The organism is Pseudomonas congelans (assembly GCF_900103225.1).
Classification (GTDB): domain Bacteria; phylum Pseudomonadota; class Gammaproteobacteria; order Pseudomonadales; family Pseudomonadaceae; genus Aquipseudomonas; species Aquipseudomonas congelans.
This window is the reverse complement of record NZ_FNJH01000002.1, coordinates 861,270-876,426: the sequence shown is the minus strand read 5'-3', so window position 1 is coordinate 876,426 and position 15,157 is coordinate 861,270. Positions and strand designations below refer to the sequence as shown.

Sequence of the window (15,157 nt, the reverse complement as noted above, 5' to 3'; positions counted from 1 at the left end):
GAAAGCGAGAGGCTGGCATGAGAACGTGGGACGAACCTAAAAAGCGCAAGGCGCACATCGAACTGATCCCCATGATCGACGTGATGATGTTCCTGCTGGTCTTTTTCGTATTGGTAAGCCTGAACGTGATTCCGGCGTTGGGGATGAAAACCCAGTTGCCGAGTGCCAGCAGTTCACAGCAGCTCAAGCCGCAGAACAAATCGATCCTGACGCTGGGGCTCAACGGCGAATTACAGCTTGATGGCAAGGCGACCACGGTCGACGCTCTGGTGCCTGCCTTGAAAGCGCTGGAAAAACCCGACACTAAAACCACGATCATCGTTAACAGTGACAAGGGCGTGGAAGTTGCCCGTCTGGTCGAGATCATGGACACCCTGCGTCTGGGTGGTTTCACGTCAGTCTCCATCGCCACGCGCAAATCCTGATCATGTATTTCCTGTTTCGTGTACGTCAGTGGCTCGGCGGCCTGCCCGCGCTGGTGGCGCTCATCGCAATCGTGATCGGTGTGCAGACCCGTCCGCTGAAAATGGAGCCGGTCTACGACGAATCTGCCGTGGAACTGGCGCTGATCGAGCCCGAGCCGCCTGCGCCCGAGCCCGTCGTGCAGCCCGAGGCGCCTGCGGTACAACCTGACGAGCCGCCACCTCCGCCGCCTGTAGTCGAAAGCGAAGAAGCTGAGCCGGCGCCACCACCACCGCCGCCGCCCAAGCCCGCCCCCAAGCCAAAACCCAGGCCGGAGATCAAGCCAGAGCCACGGCCTAAGCCCTTGCCCAAACCGGCAGTGGCAAAACCTGTCGAGCCGGTTCAGGCACCCAGCAAGCCGATCGCCAGCGCCCCGATTGCGCCGCCGTCACCGCCTGCGCCACCCGCAGCGCCGAAGGTCGACACCCAGGGTATGGAAGGTGGCTACCTCAAAGGGCTGCGCAGCGAACTGGACGGTTACAAACAATACCCGACTGGCCGCCAGGCCTCACTGGAGCGTCCGAGTGGCGAGGTTGTGGTGTGGTTATTGGTCGACCGCCAAGGGCGAGTGCTGGACTCCGGCATTCAGACCCAGGCCTCCAGCATGCTGCTCAACCGCGCAGCCGCCAACAGTCTGCGCCGCATAAAGCAGGTCAAGCCGTTTCCCGAGCAAGCCTTTAGTGGACGCAACGAACAGCGCTTCACCGCCACCTTCAACTACAGCGTGCAATAGCACTGACAAGGAACAAAGTGATGAAGTTTTCCAGAATTCACCTTGCGTTGGTCGCCGCCGGCATGAGTCACGGCATGGTTATGGCCGACTCGAGTGCCAGTGATGTCGGCACCATTGGTGTGCAAGGCAGGGCGACGGTTGGGGGTGGCTACATGGTGCAGGAGGAGAGCATCAAGGCGCGTTCCACTGTCACCAAAGAAGCGCTCGACAAGCAGACCGCGACCGGGAATGCGATCGACAAGCTCAAGTACACACCGGGCCTGAACATCTCCAGCGAAGACGCCACCGGTCTTTCTGGCTTCAAGTTCACCATGCGCGGGCTCAACTCCGATCAGGTCGGCATGTCGGTAGACGGGATGCCGATCAACGACTCCGGCAACTACGCGCTGTATTCCAACCTGCTGGGGGATCCGGAAAACATCGATCAGATTTTCGTGACCCAAGGCTCTGCCGAAAGTGACGGCCCGCATATCGGTTCCAGCGGCGGCAACATCGGTATTGTCACCATCCGGCCTACTAAGGAAACCGGCGCATTCGTCAAGCAGGTGGCGGGCAGCAACGGCACTTACAAGACCTTCGCGCGACTCAACACCGGAGAAATCAACGGGCTGAGCAACTGGCTGTCGATGTCTCATACCGAAGGTCAGAAATGGCGCGGCGATGGCGCGGTGCGCGCCGACAAGGTGGAGTGGAACAGCTTCTTCGACATGGGCTCGGGCAATACCGCCAACCTGATCCTCAAGTACCACGAGCAGGACAACAACAGTTACAGCCAGCTCACCAAGAGTCAGTTCCAGCAGAACGGGCGCAAGTTTGACCCTTATCCTTCGACGCCTGCGCTGGGCAGCAACGGCAAATTGTCCAGCTACTACGAGCTGGCGCAGAACCCGTTCCAGACGTTCACCGGCGTGCTCAATACGCAATTCAAACTGGCCGACAATCTGTCTCTTTCCGTCGTCCCCTATTATTTCTGGGGCAACGGCAGCGGCGTGAACAGTTCTTCCTATGCGCTCAATCGCGGCTCGAATCAGAACGGTGTATTCGACCTGAGCAACCTGCCGACGGCGGCGGCTTATAACGCAGACGGGTCATCGACCACTGGCGTTTATTACCGGCCTTCGCGCACCCAGACCTGGCGTCCGGGGATCACCACCAAGTTGAACTGGGACGTCAACGACGAACACAGCGTACAGGTCGGCTACTGGTATGAACGCGCGCGCCAGTCGCAGACTCAGCCCTTCATACGTCTGAAGAGCAATGGCAAGCCCGAAAGCATCCAGCCGGACTCGGATTACATGGTCGATGCCAACGGCAATGAGATCCAGGGCCGTGACCGCTATACCGTGACGCCTGCACAAAAAGTCTGGGCTCAGGACACCTGGTATTTCGCCCCGGACTGGACGCTGGTCGGCGGCCTGGCCTTTATGAACGTCGAACGCGAAGGCAACAACCACGGCAGCCTGACCGAGCGGCCGGAAAAACGCGACCAGACCTACAACAAGCTGTTGCCGAACGTCGGCCTCAAATATCAGCTGGATGAGCGCGACCAGTTGTTCTACAGCCTGTCCCGCAACATGCGCGTGCCGCAGAACTACGTCCTCTATGACCCGGGCACCGGCTCCATCGACAGCAAGCCGGAAACCAGCTGGAACCATGAACTGGGCTGGCGCTACACCGAACAGGACATGACGCTGGCGGCCACACTGTTTTACCTGCAGTTCAAGGACCGTCAGGTGTCATCAAAAGACATCAACGGCGACTTTGCCGATATCAACGCCGGTGCAGTCGACAACAGCGGGCTGGAACTGGAATGGAGTGGCCTGCTGCCGCACCATTTCAATTACTACACCTCGTACACCTACACCCGCGCCAAACAGAAAGATGACCTGACCGTCTTCAATAACGGCACCGCCATCGAGCTGCCCACCAGTGGCAAGCAATTTACCAACGTGCCGAAGAACATGCTGGCCGCCAACATAGGCTACGACGACGGCAGTTATTACGGGACCTTTGGAGCCAAGCTCACCAGCAAGCTGTATGGCGACCTGACCAACGACGAAAGTATTCCAGGGCGCACCATCTTCAATCTGGGCGCGGGGATTTACCTCCCGGTGGACAAGAAAATCGTCAAGGACGCCACCCTGCGTCTGAACGTCGACAACCTGTTCGACAAGGAATACCTGGACGGCGTTTACACCACCAAAACCAACGCGGGCACTTACAGCGGTTTCCGCGATGGCGACCCGGCCTACATCGTCGGTGTCGAGCGTACCGTTACCGTTTCTCTTGAAGCCAATTTCTAATCTTCATTGACCAGAGGTCCTTGCCATGGACATGAATCAGCTTCACGACATCACTTTCTATGTGATGTACGCCGCCATTGCGATAGCGATCTTTGTCGCGATCGAACGAGGCATCTACTTTGCTTACGTACGTCGCCAGTCGCGGGCGCTGCAAACGGCACTCGGTGCTTCGGTGCACAGTGAAAAGGATCTACCGGAAACGCTGACACGCCGGACCAGTCTGCCCCTGGAAATGGTCCTGCCAGTGCTTGCGCAAAAAAACGCGCAGGGCTCGCGCAGGGATCTGGATGATGTCATCGAAACCCAGTACCTGAGCACTCGTGCACCGCTGGCCCGCAGCCTCTGGCTGATCGAAACCATCACTACCGCCGCGCCACTGTTGGGCTTGCTGGGAACGATTCTGGGCATCATCGATACCTTCAAGGCCCTGGCCAGTGCCGGGGTGTCCGATCCCGGGCAGATTTCCGCCGGTATCGGTACGGCGCTGTTCGCGACCGGGCTGGGTATTGCCATTGCCTTGTTCTGCGTGGTCTTTCACAACTACTTTCAGGAAAGCCTGGAACGCATCAACGACCAACTCAAGATCCTGCTGATCCGCGCTTCCAGCGGAGCACGTGTGCATGATGAAGCCGAACATCCGGCTGCTTCGGCTCAACCGAAATACCGGACGGCCTGATCTACCTAACGGCGCGTGCCTTTGGCATGCGCTATCTTGTCTGTGTCTGGCGATGAGGCTCGCAATGCCCTTTTACCTTTCGTATCGTCGACTGTCCCTGAGCTACCGTGCCTTGATCGCAGCGTTACTGCTGGGCAGTTCGTGCGCCCAGGCAGACTTCGCCATCCCGGGTTTCGAGCTGGTACATACCTCGCCGGTCGGGGCTGACCTGCAGACGCCTGACCTGCGAGCACCCGGCGAGGTCTGGCGCGAGCTGTTTGACGGGGCTCGCGAGCGTATCGATATCGAACAGTTCTATGTCGCCGACCACGCAGGCTCGGTCATGGACAAGGTGCTTGAAAGCCTGACGGCAGCCGGGCAGCGCGGAGTGAAAATCCGTTTTCTGCTGGAAGAAAAAGGCCTGAAACTTTCCGACCTGCAGACCCTTGAGCGACTGCGCGCCATCCCCAACCTCACCCTGCGCGTACTGCCCTACGCAAAGCTCACCGGCAACGGCATCATTCACGCCAAATTTCTGGTTGTGGATGGCCGACAGGCGTTCATCGGCAGTCAGAACTTCGATTGGCGCTCACTGGAGCATATCCACGAAACCGGCCTGCGCATTGACGAGCCGACCGTCGTGGGGCAGACGCAAGCCATATTCGAGCAGGACTGGCTGGCCCAGGCTGCCATTACTGAAGGCAAACCGGTTCCTGTACCGCGCCCCGTTGATAGCACATTGCCCAGCGGCAACTACCTGATCGCCAGTCCGCAGCGCTATAACCCGCCAGGGGTCGTCGACTCCCAGGCCGAACTGCCCCGTTTGCTGGCGCAAGCCAAAAGCGAGGTGCGTGTCCAGTTGCTGGATTACGCACCGCTGTCCTACGGCCCCGACAAAACCCGGCCTTACTATGCGGTCATCGATAACGCTCTGCGCAGCGCAGCCGCCCGCGGCGTGTCGATAAAACTCATGGTGTCCGACTGGAACACCGGCATGCCCGAAGTCGCCTACCTCAAGAGTCTGGCCCTGGTGCCCAACGTGCAGGTGCGTATCGTCACACTGCCGATGGCTGCTCAGGGTTTTATCCCCTATGCACGCGTGATCCACAGCAAGACCATGGATATCGATGGTCAGGTTGCCTGGGTAGGCACCAGCAACTGGCTGGGCGGCTACCTCGACAACTCGCGCAATCTGGAAGTGGTGATGCACGACAGCTCGATGGCCAAACGCATTGGCCAACTGCACGAGCAGCTTTGGGACGGGCCGTACGCCAAGCCCGTCGACATCAATCGCGACTATCCGGAACCGCATCCGGGCCAGCCTTGACAGCAGGCAGGTGGGTAGCCGAAAGGGCAGGACAGCTTTGGTGAGGTCTCTGAAATGAGCTTGATCGTCCGTGCGATGGCAGACAGTGACTGGTCTTCGCTGGCTGATATGTTTGAACAGCCGGTATTCCGTTGGTGGACGCTTCGTATGCCGCACCAGTCGAGCAATGACATAAAAAAGCTTGTTGAAAGTCGAAGCGCTTCCGGACTGTCGCTGGTTGCCGAGCGGGATGGCATGGTTGTCGGCTGCGCCATGCTCTATCGTTTTCAGGGGCGAAGGCAGCACGTAGCGGATTTCTGGATGGGGGTCGCAGACAGTCATCATCGCCAGGGCATTGGTGACTCGTTATTAAAAGAGCTCACTGCCACTGCCTGTCGATGGATGAATTTAAAGCGCCTGGAGCTTACTGTTTTCGTCGATAACAAGCCTGCTATCGCACTGTATGAAAAGAATGGCTTTGTCATCGAGGGCACGCACAGAAAGTTTGCCTATCGAGATGGCGAGTACATAGACGCTTTCAGCATGGCAGCAGTCTACTGACGTATTTTAGAAAGACCCTCTGGCTGCAGCCTGTCTGTTATCAGGTACAAAGTCGGGTCCATGCAGCACCGGCCCAACGCGTATCACTCATGAGCGCTGACTGGCTCGATTGCATCTTTCTCTTTAAGCCGCATCGCCACATTGTCCAGACTGACTTTGCAGACACCCCCTAGGCCCCTCTGCCCGCTTAAGCCACAATGACACCTTTCACCCACCAGCCTGCTGCGGGCTGTAAAAGGATTGGTGCTACTGATGATGCTCTCTTTCAAGCCATGGTTGCGGGGCCTGGCGCTGGTTTTGCCACTGGCTGCGTTGCTGACCGCGTGTGACAAGTCCGACAAGCCTGTGACGCCGTCTGCGCCGCCGCATACCACTTATAGCCAGGCTGGCTGGGACGCATTGCCGGCGGTGTCTGACGCGGATTTACAGGCCGGCTTTGCCTCGTGGCGCAGCGCGTGTGTTCGTTTGAAAGCCGATGCGGTGTGGGGGCCGACATGTGCGGCGGCTGCGAGTCTTGCGGCTGCGCCGGATGCTGCGCAGATCCGGACCTTTTTGCAGGAGCAGTTGCAGGTCTATAGCCTGCGCGCCGACGGGGGCAGTGCCGATGGCTTGATCACCGGCTATTACGAGCCTGTTTATCCGGGCAGCCTGACCCAGACTGCCACGGCCAATGTGCCGGTGTACGGCATTCCTGACGATCTGATCGTGGTCAATCTGGACAGCATTTACCCCGAGCTCAAAGGCAAGCGTCTGCGCGGTCGGCTCGAGGGGAGGGTGCTCAAGCCTTACGACGACGCCGCGACGATCAGTGCGCAAGGCTTGAACGCGCCGGTGATTGCCTGGCTGACCGACCCGATGGATCTGCAATTCCTGCAAATTCAGGGTTCGGGGCGCGTGAGTCTGGAGGATGGCTCACAGCTGCGTCTGGGCTATGCCGATCAGAACGGTCGTCCGTATCGCGCGATTGGTCGCTGGCTGGTTGAGCAGGGACAGTTGAAGAAGGAAGACGTGACCATGGGCAGCATCGCGGCCTGGGCCAAGGCGCATCCGGAGCGGATCAGCGAGCTGCTGGCGAGCAATCCCAGCTACGTGTTTTTTGCCCGTAATCCCGACAGCAACGAAGGCCCGCGCGGCTCGCTGAATGTGCCGCTGACTCCGGGCTACAGCGTGGCCATTGATCGCAAGGTGATTCCGCTGGGCAGTCTGCTCTGGCTCTCCACGACGCGGCCGGATGGCAGCAGCGTGGTGCGTCCGGTCGCTGCCCAGGACACCGGTGGTGCGATTGCCGGTGAAGTACGCGCCGACCTGTTCTGGGGGACCGGCGATGAGGCGGGCAAGCTGGCTGGCGACATGAAGCAGAAAGGCAATATCTGGCTGTTGTGGCCCAAAGGCATGCCGTTGCCTCAGTCCGCAGAAACAGTTCCTGCAACAACCTCGGCTGCCGCTAGTAACTGAAATCCCTTCACCTCGATAGCTACCGTCCTGCTTAATGGACAGGTAGCTATCTTCTTAATATTCCCGTTTTCCTTCCAAATACGCCTGAGATAGCGAAATGCAATGGGGCGAGAGTGCTGCCAACAGCGCCGCCAGAGCCATCGGTTGGATATACGTCCCGGGCTTCGTATTACTCATTATCGCAAGCGTGCCGTAATAGCCTTCGCTGTGGATGCCGCGCAGGTATCAATCCTGGGTATTTTCTACGATGGACAGGACTTTGAGGCTGTCTTTCAAGCTGATCTGGATGAGTGATAACACGTGGGGCAGGCAGTGGACTGACCTTTAGCCAGCTCACCCCAAACGCGGATCGACCACAAACTCCAGCTCTTTCGCGGTCGCCACAACGGCCCTGAATTCCGTGTGCTGTACGTTGAGCAGGTAGTTGGACTCGCGCGGGATGATCACGCTGGGCACCGCCAGTGCCAGGCTCTGAGTGGAGGCCAGCCAGTCGTCGCCGAACGAGGCGGTTGCCGGTGGCGCGGGCTCTTCGCGCCAGTCGCGGGGCAGGGTGTCCGGGCGCGCATTGAGGACGTGCTCTTCGGCAATCTGCAGTTCAAGCATCGTGTAGTGCTGAGCCACAGTGGCGTTGTTCAGGTGCACCAGCACTTCCAGCAGGGCCAGTGACTCGCTGCCCGCGCAGTACACGCAGGCGTTGCCCTTGCTGTTCCAGCGTCCGCCGTAGAGTTTGGCGCCTTCGCCGTCAAAGGCCTGCGCCAGCCATTTGCGCTTGACCAGCCGATAGACCGCTATCACGCCACAACTCCGTGCTCCAGCCGGCCGATCAGGTCGAGTACTGCCTGAGCCTCCGCCGAGGTCGCGAGCATTTCCAGCGGCCTGCGATTGCCCAGCCCGTAGACCGGATTGGCCAGCCACAGACGAGTCGCTTCGGCGTCGTTTTCGAACAGGTCCAGCGCCGCCTTGTAAACCGCTGCCAGGCGGAACAGCCGATCGCTTTCCTCGGCATTGAAGCGGCGTACCTTGAGACGTCGCTGCAAGGTCGCCGGAGCGATGCCCAGATGCTCGGCCAGGGTCGAGCGGTTCAGGTCTGTGTAATGTGCCAGACGCTCGAAGACTTCATACGGCAAGCCGTCATGCAGCGCCGAGTACAGCCGCGCGCCGCGTGCGGGGATACCCAGGTGTTGCCAGAAATCGTCCTGCCGGGGCAGGGCCGGATGGTAGTCGCTGATGGGCAAGGACATGGCACACCTGTCTATCGAGTGATTGCTATTAAATCTATCAATTGATAATAGGCAGGTTTCAGACATCGCGATAGTGATTTACAGCAATCAATAGCGAATAAAACTACAGAAACTTCAAAAATCACCGACTTAGGCTATAGGTTTAGTTTGAATGTTACTGATCTCGCGTTATAGGCTCGAAGTCAGTCGCTTCCGATGGTGCCGTCAAACGTATACGTGCTGCCCGCCGTGGTCAGCCTGATTTTCCTGCAGTGAGAACCACACGATGTCCACGCTTGCGCTATTGATATGCGATGACTCGAACATGGCGCGAAAGCAGCTGTTGCGCGCGCTACCTGAAGACTGGGATGTGTCGGTCACGCTGGCCACCCAGGGGCAGGAAGGCCTGGAAGCGATTCGTAAAGGTCAGGGCCAAGTGGTCCTGCTCGACCTGACCATGCCGGTGATGGACGGTTACCAGACGCTGACGGCGATTCGTGCCGAAAACCTCGACGCCAAGGTGATTGTGGTGTCGGGCGACGTGCAGGACGAAGCCGTACGTCGGGTCATGGAGCTGGGCGCGCTGGCGTTTCTGAAAAAACCTGCCGACCCGGACGAACTCAAAAGCACACTCGAGCGCCTTGGCCTGCTGGGCAAGCCTGCGGCGTCGCCAGTTGCACTGCCAGCGCTCAACAACAAGGGCGGGGTGATCAGCTTTCAGGATGCTTTCCGCGAAACCATCAACGTCGCCATGGGCCGTGCAGCGGCGTTGCTGGCCAAGGTACTGGGTGTGTTCGTGCAGTTGCCGGTGCCCAACGTCAACATGCTTGAAGTCGGCGAGTTGCACATGGCGCTGGCCGATGCGCACAGTGACCAGCGTCTGACCGCAGTGTGTCAAGGCTATATCGGTGGCGGTATCTCTGGTGAGGCGCTGCTGATTTTTCATGATTCGGAAATCTCCGGAATCTCGCAGCTGATGGGCGGCGATCACTCCGACAGTTCCGACATGGAGATGCTGCTCGATCTGTCCACGATCCTGATCGGTGCCTGCCTGAGCGGCATTGCCGAACAGATCGACATCGCCTTTTCGCAGGGCCATCCCCAGTTGCTGGGTGCGCAGGGCGGCATCGACGAGCTTATCCGCATCAATCAACAGCGCTGGAAAAAGACCCTGGCGGTCGAAATCAGTTACAGCGTGGAAGGCCACAATCTGCATTTCGATCTGCTGATGCTGTTCACCGAAGATTCGGTCGAGCTGCTTACCAAAAAACTCGCCTACATGATGAGCTGACCCATGAGCAACGCTATTGAAATCAACGAGCTTCATTGGTTGCTGGCCGTCACGCAGAACATTGACGTAGGCATCGTGGTGCTGGACCTGAACTATCGCGTGACGGTCTGGAATACCTTCATGGAAAACCGCTCTGGCGTAGTGCCCTACGTGGCAGTCGACAAGACCTTTTTCGAGATTTTTCCGGAGGTCAACGCGAAGTGGTTCAGCAAGAAAATCGATAACGTCGTGACTCTCGGCACACCGGCGTTCACCATCTGGGAGCAGCGGCCGTATCTGGTGCGCTTCAAGAACTATCAGCCGATTACCGGGCAGGAGGAGTTCATGTATCAGAACACCACACTGTTCCCGCTGCGTTCGACCACCGGGGCGATCAGCCATGTGTGTCTGGTGATCTATGACGTCACCGACGTCGCGGCCAACCGCAATCAGTTGCTGGCGGCCAACGACAAGCTGCAGCAACTGTCGGGTTCAGTGAAAAGCTGACCCTTCCCCTGGCGTGGCGATGAATGAAACCTGCACTGCGGGCTTGATCCCGCTCGTGCTAGGATCGCGATTTTTCCGCTGACGCTCAGGGACATCATGCGACCTCAAGCCACCCTCACTGTTTTGCCTGTCGAGCGCCCGCTGGTCGGGCGTGTCAGCCCGCCGGGCTCCAAGTCGATCACCAACCGTGCATTGTTGCTGGCCGGGCTCGCCAAAGGCACCAGCCGCCTGACCGGCGCGCTGAAGAGTGACGACACGCGCGTGATGTCCGAAGCCTTGCGTCTGATGGGCGTGCAGGTCGACGAGCCGGATGACAGCACCTTTGTGGTCACCAGCAGCGGGCATTGGCAGGCGCCACAGCAGGCGCTGTTCCTCGGCAATGCCGGGACTGCGACACGCTTTCTGACCGCTGCACTGGCCAACTTCGAAGGCGACTTCGTGGTGGATGGCGACGAATACATGCGCAAGCGCCCGATCGGCCCGCTGGTCGATGCCTTGCAGCGCATGGGCGTGGAGGTCAGCGCCCCCAGTGGTTGCCCGCCAGTGGCGATCAAGGGCAAGGGCGGTCTTGAGGCCGGTCGTATCGAAATCGACGGCAACCTGTCCAGCCAGTATGTGTCGGCACTGCTGATGGCCGGTGCCTGTGGCAAGGGGCCTTTGGAAGTTGCACTGACCGGCAGCGAGATCGGCGCGCGTGGTTACCTCGACCTCACGCTGGCGGCCATGCAGGCGTTCGGTGCCGAGGTTCAGGCCATCGGCGACGCCGCCTGGAAAGTCTCGGCTACCGGTTATCGCGCTACGGATTTCCACATCGAGCCGGATGCCTCGGCGGCCACTTATCTGTGGGCTGCGCAAGCCCTGACCAAGGGCACTATCGACCTCGGCGTGGCCAGCGATGCATTCACTCAGCCTGATGCGCTGGCCAGCCAGATCATCGCCAGCTTCCCGGACATGCCGGCCGTGATCGACGGCTCGCAGATGCAGGATGCTATTCCGACCCTGGCCGTACTGGCCGCCTTCAATCGTCAGCCGGTACGCTTTGTCGGCATCGCCAACCTGCGGGTCAAGGAGTGCGACCGTATCTCGGCGCTGTCCCACGGTCTGTGTGCCATCGCACCCGGTCTGGCGGTCGAAGAGGGTGACGACCTGATCGTCAAGGCCAACCCGGCGCTGGCAGGCACTACGGTCGATGCATTGATCGATACTCACTCCGACCATCGTATCGCCATGTGCTTTGCGCTGGCGGGCCTGAAGATCGCCGGTATCCGCATCCTCGACCCTGATTGCGTCGGCAAGACCTACCCTGGGTACTGGGATGCGCTGGCTTCATTGGGTGTAACCGTCCAGCGCTGACCGCAGGCGCAGCGGCCGTTTTTCAAATCCCGAAAAACGGCTGCATCATCCGCGCCAGCAGCCCATGGAAACGCAGCTTCGATTCAGTGGCCAGCACGCAAATGCATTCCCGGTCAGGGTAGGCGATGGGCTGGTGCTGGATATGACTGTCCAGATCGGCCACATCGTTGAGTCCGAACTCTCCCTGTACGTCGTAATACGCGCCCTTGAGGACCATGGTCATCTCGCCGCTTTCGTGGCTGTGGACCGGCATGCTCACGCCTGGGGCGATTTTCAGCAGCATCAGGTTGCCCTGTTCGATACCTTCAGCGCGTACACGCTGTACGCCGGGAACCAGCGTCTTCCATTTCAATGTGCTCAGGTGTCGACCAAAATGCGCCTGCATGCAGGCGGGCATCAGGTCCGGGTCCTGATTGGCCGCCGGCATCGCATGCAGGGCAGGCACAAGTCCAGCTTGCTGCTCGTTCAGCCGCGCCAGAATGGCCGATCTGCCCTTGAGTGGCACCACACTGCTGGTGTGCTGCTGCATCAACACACCGCCAATCGCTTCGGCCTGCCTGAGCCGCGCCCGGCACTCGGCGCAGCGCTCCAGGTGCGCGGCAGTGACCAACGAGATGACCTGCGACAGCGCTCCTGCGGCATAGCTGACCAGCGTGGCGTCGTCCGGATGATGTTGTGGGCCCATCATTATTCCTCTATCCGCGAGCGCAATTTTTGAAACGCCAGGCGCAGGCAGGACTTCACCGTGCCGAGCGGCATACCAAGGCGTTCGGAAATCTCCCGGTGGCTGAGCGCTTCGAAATACGACATTCGCAACACTCGGGCCTGATCGGCGGGCAGGTTCTGGATGGCGCTGTTCAGTTGTTGCTCCTGGCGCTGGCTGTAGTCGAGTGTTCGATCTACCGGAGCCTCCAGGCGCTCGAGTTGTTCCAGCGAGTTCTGCACCTGCACCCAGCCACGGTCCTTGCGCACACTGTCGATGTAAAGATTGCGTGCGATGCGAAACAACCACGTCCCCAGGCTGGCCTTGGCCGGGTCGAACGAGTCAGCCTTGTGCCACAGTTTGAGCAGCACTTCCTGCACCAACTCTTCGGCCTGACCTTCTGGCACATTCAGCCCGGTGAGGTAGCGCAACAAGCGCGGAGCGAAGTGATCGTAAATGCGCATAAAGCTGTCGCGGTCCCTCTGGCGGGCCACGGCGGTGACTTCATCGATCCAAAGTCGTGTGATTGTCGATTCGCTGTGAGAGGGGGACAAGTGACAGAAGGTCCTGAGACTGGCAGTTATGCGCATGATCCACCTTCTGATCACCATTGTGTGGGTTTGGTTCGCGACGCATAGGTGTTACGTAACGGGGTGGGGAGTGGATCACAGTGCATCAAGAGAAGCGGCAGCGGTCGTTCAGCGTTGATGATGGCCCCTCGATGAATGACCGAGAGACGTATTCATGCCTGCCGCTTCAGCTCTTTGTAGCGAAGACTGAACCTCAAAGTCACTGACTCTCCCTGCCGCAACAGCCTCAATCCTGGCCGCCCCGGTAAATGATGCGCGTTGACCGGATGGCTGACCGGTTCGAAGCAAAAGAAGTCCAGGCCCGGTGGGCAGAACACCAGGAAGTATTCGCTGCCGGTGGCCTGGCAGTGCAGTTCATAGCCCAGGTCCGGCTGGCTGATGATGCTCTGGCCATCCCAGCCGGTGAAACCGTTGTCCAGACGTGTGTCGGGCAGCGCGTTGCCGTGCCGGAAGTTCCACTCGGCGGGCAGGTCCTGCAAGGCGCTGGGCAGACCGGCTTCGTCGCACAGCCAGACCTGCGCGGCCTTGGCCTGCAGGCGAGTGTGGGCCGTGCGCGGCAAGTACGGGTGCAGGCCCAGTCCGTGCCAGACCGCGCGGCTATCCTGATGGGTGGTGCTCAGTTCGATGCTCAGCGTGCCGTCGTGCAGGGTGTAGCGCAGGTGCGCGCGGTAGGCGAATGGCGTCTGGCTGTCGAGTTGCAGGCAGATCTGCTCAGCGCTCTGCTCGATGACGGTCCATGCCTGCTGCCAGGCGCTGCCATGGATCGGCAGCGGGTCGTTGGCACTGTTTGGCTCCAGGGCCAGCCAGCCGTCCGCTGTGTCAAAACCGCCGTTGCCGATCCGGTTCGACCACGGCGCCAGCGGATAGCAGGCCAGCCGACGGGGCGTCCCGGCCGCCAGAGCCTGTTCGTCGCTCGGGCGCAGCAGGTGTTGCCCGCTGGCCAGGACACTCCAGTTGACGATACTGCCGCCGATATCGGGAGCCAGTGTCAGGCGGGTCAGGCCATCTTCAAGGATCAGTACGTTCGCGGGCATGCTTCAAAGCCTTCCTGGATGATTGAGGGTCGGGCGACTGGGCGCGCCGCCAGGTCAGCAGCACGATGCCGCTGACCACGATCAGCCCGCCGACCACCTGACCGCTGCTGAGTAATTGATCGAGAATCAGCCAGCCAAACAGCAGGCTGGCCACCGGCTCGATGTTCATCACCGGCGCGTTGCGGGCGATGTCCAGTCGTGCCATGCAGATGAACAGCAGGGAGAAGCCCAGTCCGTACAAGACCACCAGACTGGCCAGTGCGGTCCAGCCGACAGAGCTCGTCGGCAGACCCACGCCACCGGGCAGCACGCCGCTGCTGCCGGCGATGGCCGCGACGACAAACACCACGGCCATGGTCAGCATGCTGCGCACGCTGCCGCGCATGCCCGCCAGTTTGTTATCGGTAATCCACAGCGCAAAGGCGAACACCACCGCCGCAGTCGACGCGTAGGCGACGCCCTCCAGCCATTGCGGGTCGCTGCTGCCGGGAGTCGACAGGCGCTGTGGCACGTCCAGCGCCAGCGTCAGGCCAAACAGAATCAGAGCCATCAGGCCTGCTGCGCGCCGGGTTGGCCTGGCGCCGCCCAGCGCCCAGGTCAGCAACGCCAGCAGGATCGGCGAGACATTGACCACCAGCAATGCCAGGGCCACCGGAATACGCGCCACCGCCGAGTAGATGCAAAAGCTCTGAGTGGCGATCAGCAGCCCCAGAAGCAACTGCCAGCGCCAGGTGCTGGCGGGCAGACTGAGCCTTTCGCGTTGCCAGAGCACCAGACTGGTCAGTACCAGCAAGGTCACGCCGGAGCGACAGAGAATGGCCAGCAGCAGGCCGGTGTCATGATCGAAAGCAATACGTGCGGCAATGTGATTGCCGGCAAACGAACAGGCCAGCAGCGCCAGGATCAGCACGGCGATGTGGCGCGGAAACAGGGCAGGGGCAGACATACGCAACCAGCCTCCTTGGCTGGACAACAGGAGTGCATGCCGGAGCCCTTTCAAGCGCT

Annotated in this window: 16 protein-coding genes; 10 read left to right on the top strand and 6 right to left on the bottom strand. The window is 60.1% G+C overall.

Translation table 11 applies throughout. The features are described 5' to 3' along the window. Window positions 1–17 precede the first annotated feature (17 nt). The 7 genes from BLR20_RS11080 to mltA all read left to right on the top strand — a co-directional run bounded on the left by BLR20_RS11080 (window position 18) and on the right by mltA (window position 7,475). The gene (locus tag BLR20_RS11080) at window positions 18–425 is read left to right on the top strand and encodes an ExbD/TolR family protein (RefSeq protein ID WP_003380333.1); all 408 of its coding nucleotides are present in this window, start codon (window positions 18–20) and stop codon (window positions 423–425) included. Window positions 426–427: 2 nt separating this feature from the next. Then, window positions 428–1,195, top strand: coding sequence for an energy transducer TonB family protein (locus BLR20_RS11075; protein WP_054992802.1), 768 nt, complete (start codon window positions 428–430; stop codon window positions 1,193–1,195). A gap of 20 nt (window positions 1,196–1,215) precedes the next feature. Then, window positions 1,216–3,498: a TonB-dependent receptor gene (locus tag BLR20_RS11070; RefSeq protein WP_054992803.1), complete on the top strand. Its 2,283-nt coding sequence runs from the start codon at window positions 1,216–1,218 to the stop codon at window positions 3,496–3,498. A gap of 25 nt (window positions 3,499–3,523) precedes the next feature. Continuing rightward, window positions 3,524–4,174, top strand: coding sequence for a MotA/TolQ/ExbB proton channel family protein (locus BLR20_RS11065; RefSeq protein WP_054992804.1), 651 nt, complete (start codon window positions 3,524–3,526; stop codon window positions 4,172–4,174). A 64-nt stretch (window positions 4,175–4,238) separates the two neighbouring features. Further along, complete coding sequence (locus tag BLR20_RS11060; RefSeq protein WP_054992805.1) at window positions 4,239–5,480, top strand: phospholipase D-like domain-containing protein; 1,242 nt, start codon at window positions 4,239–4,241, stop codon at window positions 5,478–5,480. Window positions 5,481–5,534: 54 nt separating this feature from the next. Next, window positions 5,535–6,020, top strand: a complete 486-nt coding sequence (locus tag BLR20_RS11055; protein WP_054992806.1) for a GNAT family N-acetyltransferase — start codon at window positions 5,535–5,537, stop codon at window positions 6,018–6,020. A 252-nt stretch (window positions 6,021–6,272) separates the two neighbouring features. Then, window positions 6,273–7,475, top strand: a complete 1,203-nt coding sequence (mltA, locus tag BLR20_RS11050; RefSeq protein ID WP_010430353.1) for a murein transglycosylase A — start codon at window positions 6,273–6,275, stop codon at window positions 7,473–7,475. A 333-nt stretch (window positions 7,476–7,808) separates the two neighbouring features. Here mltA and BLR20_RS11040 read toward each other — a convergent pair whose 3' ends face one another. Then, window positions 7,809–8,270, bottom strand: a complete 462-nt coding sequence (locus tag BLR20_RS11040; RefSeq protein WP_054992807.1) for an RES family NAD+ phosphorylase — start codon at window positions 8,268–8,270, stop codon at window positions 7,809–7,811. Beyond that, complete coding sequence (locus BLR20_RS11035; protein ID WP_003408523.1) at window positions 8,267–8,716, bottom strand: DUF2384 domain-containing protein; 450 nt, start codon at window positions 8,714–8,716, stop codon at window positions 8,267–8,269. The genes BLR20_RS11040 and BLR20_RS11035 overlap by 4 nt, the downstream gene beginning before the upstream one ends. Window positions 8,717–8,981: 265 nt before the next feature. Between BLR20_RS11035 and BLR20_RS11030 the strand changes: the two genes are divergently transcribed. The 3 genes from BLR20_RS11030 (at window position 8,982) to aroA (ending at window position 11,825) form a co-directional block, all read left to right on the top strand. After that, window positions 8,982–9,986 (top strand): response regulator, encoded by a 1,005-nt coding sequence (locus BLR20_RS11030; protein ID WP_003433765.1) that lies wholly within the window; start codon window positions 8,982–8,984, stop codon window positions 9,984–9,986. Window positions 9,987–9,989: 3 nt separating this feature from the next. Further along, window positions 9,990–10,472, top strand: a complete 483-nt coding sequence (locus BLR20_RS11025) for a PAS domain-containing protein (RefSeq protein ID WP_010430341.1) — start codon at window positions 9,990–9,992, stop codon at window positions 10,470–10,472. Window positions 10,473–10,568: 96 nt separating this feature from the next. Beyond that, window positions 10,569–11,825: a 3-phosphoshikimate 1-carboxyvinyltransferase gene (aroA, locus tag BLR20_RS11020; RefSeq protein WP_010430339.1), complete on the top strand. Its 1,257-nt coding sequence runs from the start codon at window positions 10,569–10,571 to the stop codon at window positions 11,823–11,825. Between the two features lie 22 nt (window positions 11,826–11,847). On the opposite strand, the gene BLR20_RS11015 is transcribed toward aroA, so the two are convergent. From BLR20_RS11015 to BLR20_RS11000, 4 genes are all read right to left on the bottom strand, one after another. After that, window positions 11,848–12,510, bottom strand: coding sequence for a ChrR family anti-sigma-E factor (locus tag BLR20_RS11015; protein ID WP_025990921.1), 663 nt, complete (start codon window positions 12,508–12,510; stop codon window positions 11,848–11,850). 2 nt (window positions 12,511–12,512) lie between these two features. Beyond that, entirely contained in the window at window positions 12,513–13,022 is a 510-nt protein-coding gene (locus tag BLR20_RS11010) for a sigma-70 family RNA polymerase sigma factor (protein ID WP_032613391.1), read from the bottom strand. A 248-nt stretch (window positions 13,023–13,270) separates the two neighbouring features. Beyond that, the gene (locus BLR20_RS11005; RefSeq protein WP_054992452.1) at window positions 13,271–14,152 is read right to left on the bottom strand and encodes an aldose 1-epimerase; all 882 of its coding nucleotides are present in this window, start codon (window positions 14,150–14,152) and stop codon (window positions 13,271–13,273) included. Next, a complete protein-coding gene (locus BLR20_RS11000; protein ID WP_054992451.1) occupies window positions 14,127–15,098 on the bottom strand; it encodes an EamA family transporter in 972 nt (323 codons plus the stop codon). The genes BLR20_RS11005 and BLR20_RS11000 overlap by 26 nt, the downstream gene beginning before the upstream one ends. Window positions 15,099–15,157 lie beyond the last annotated feature (59 nt).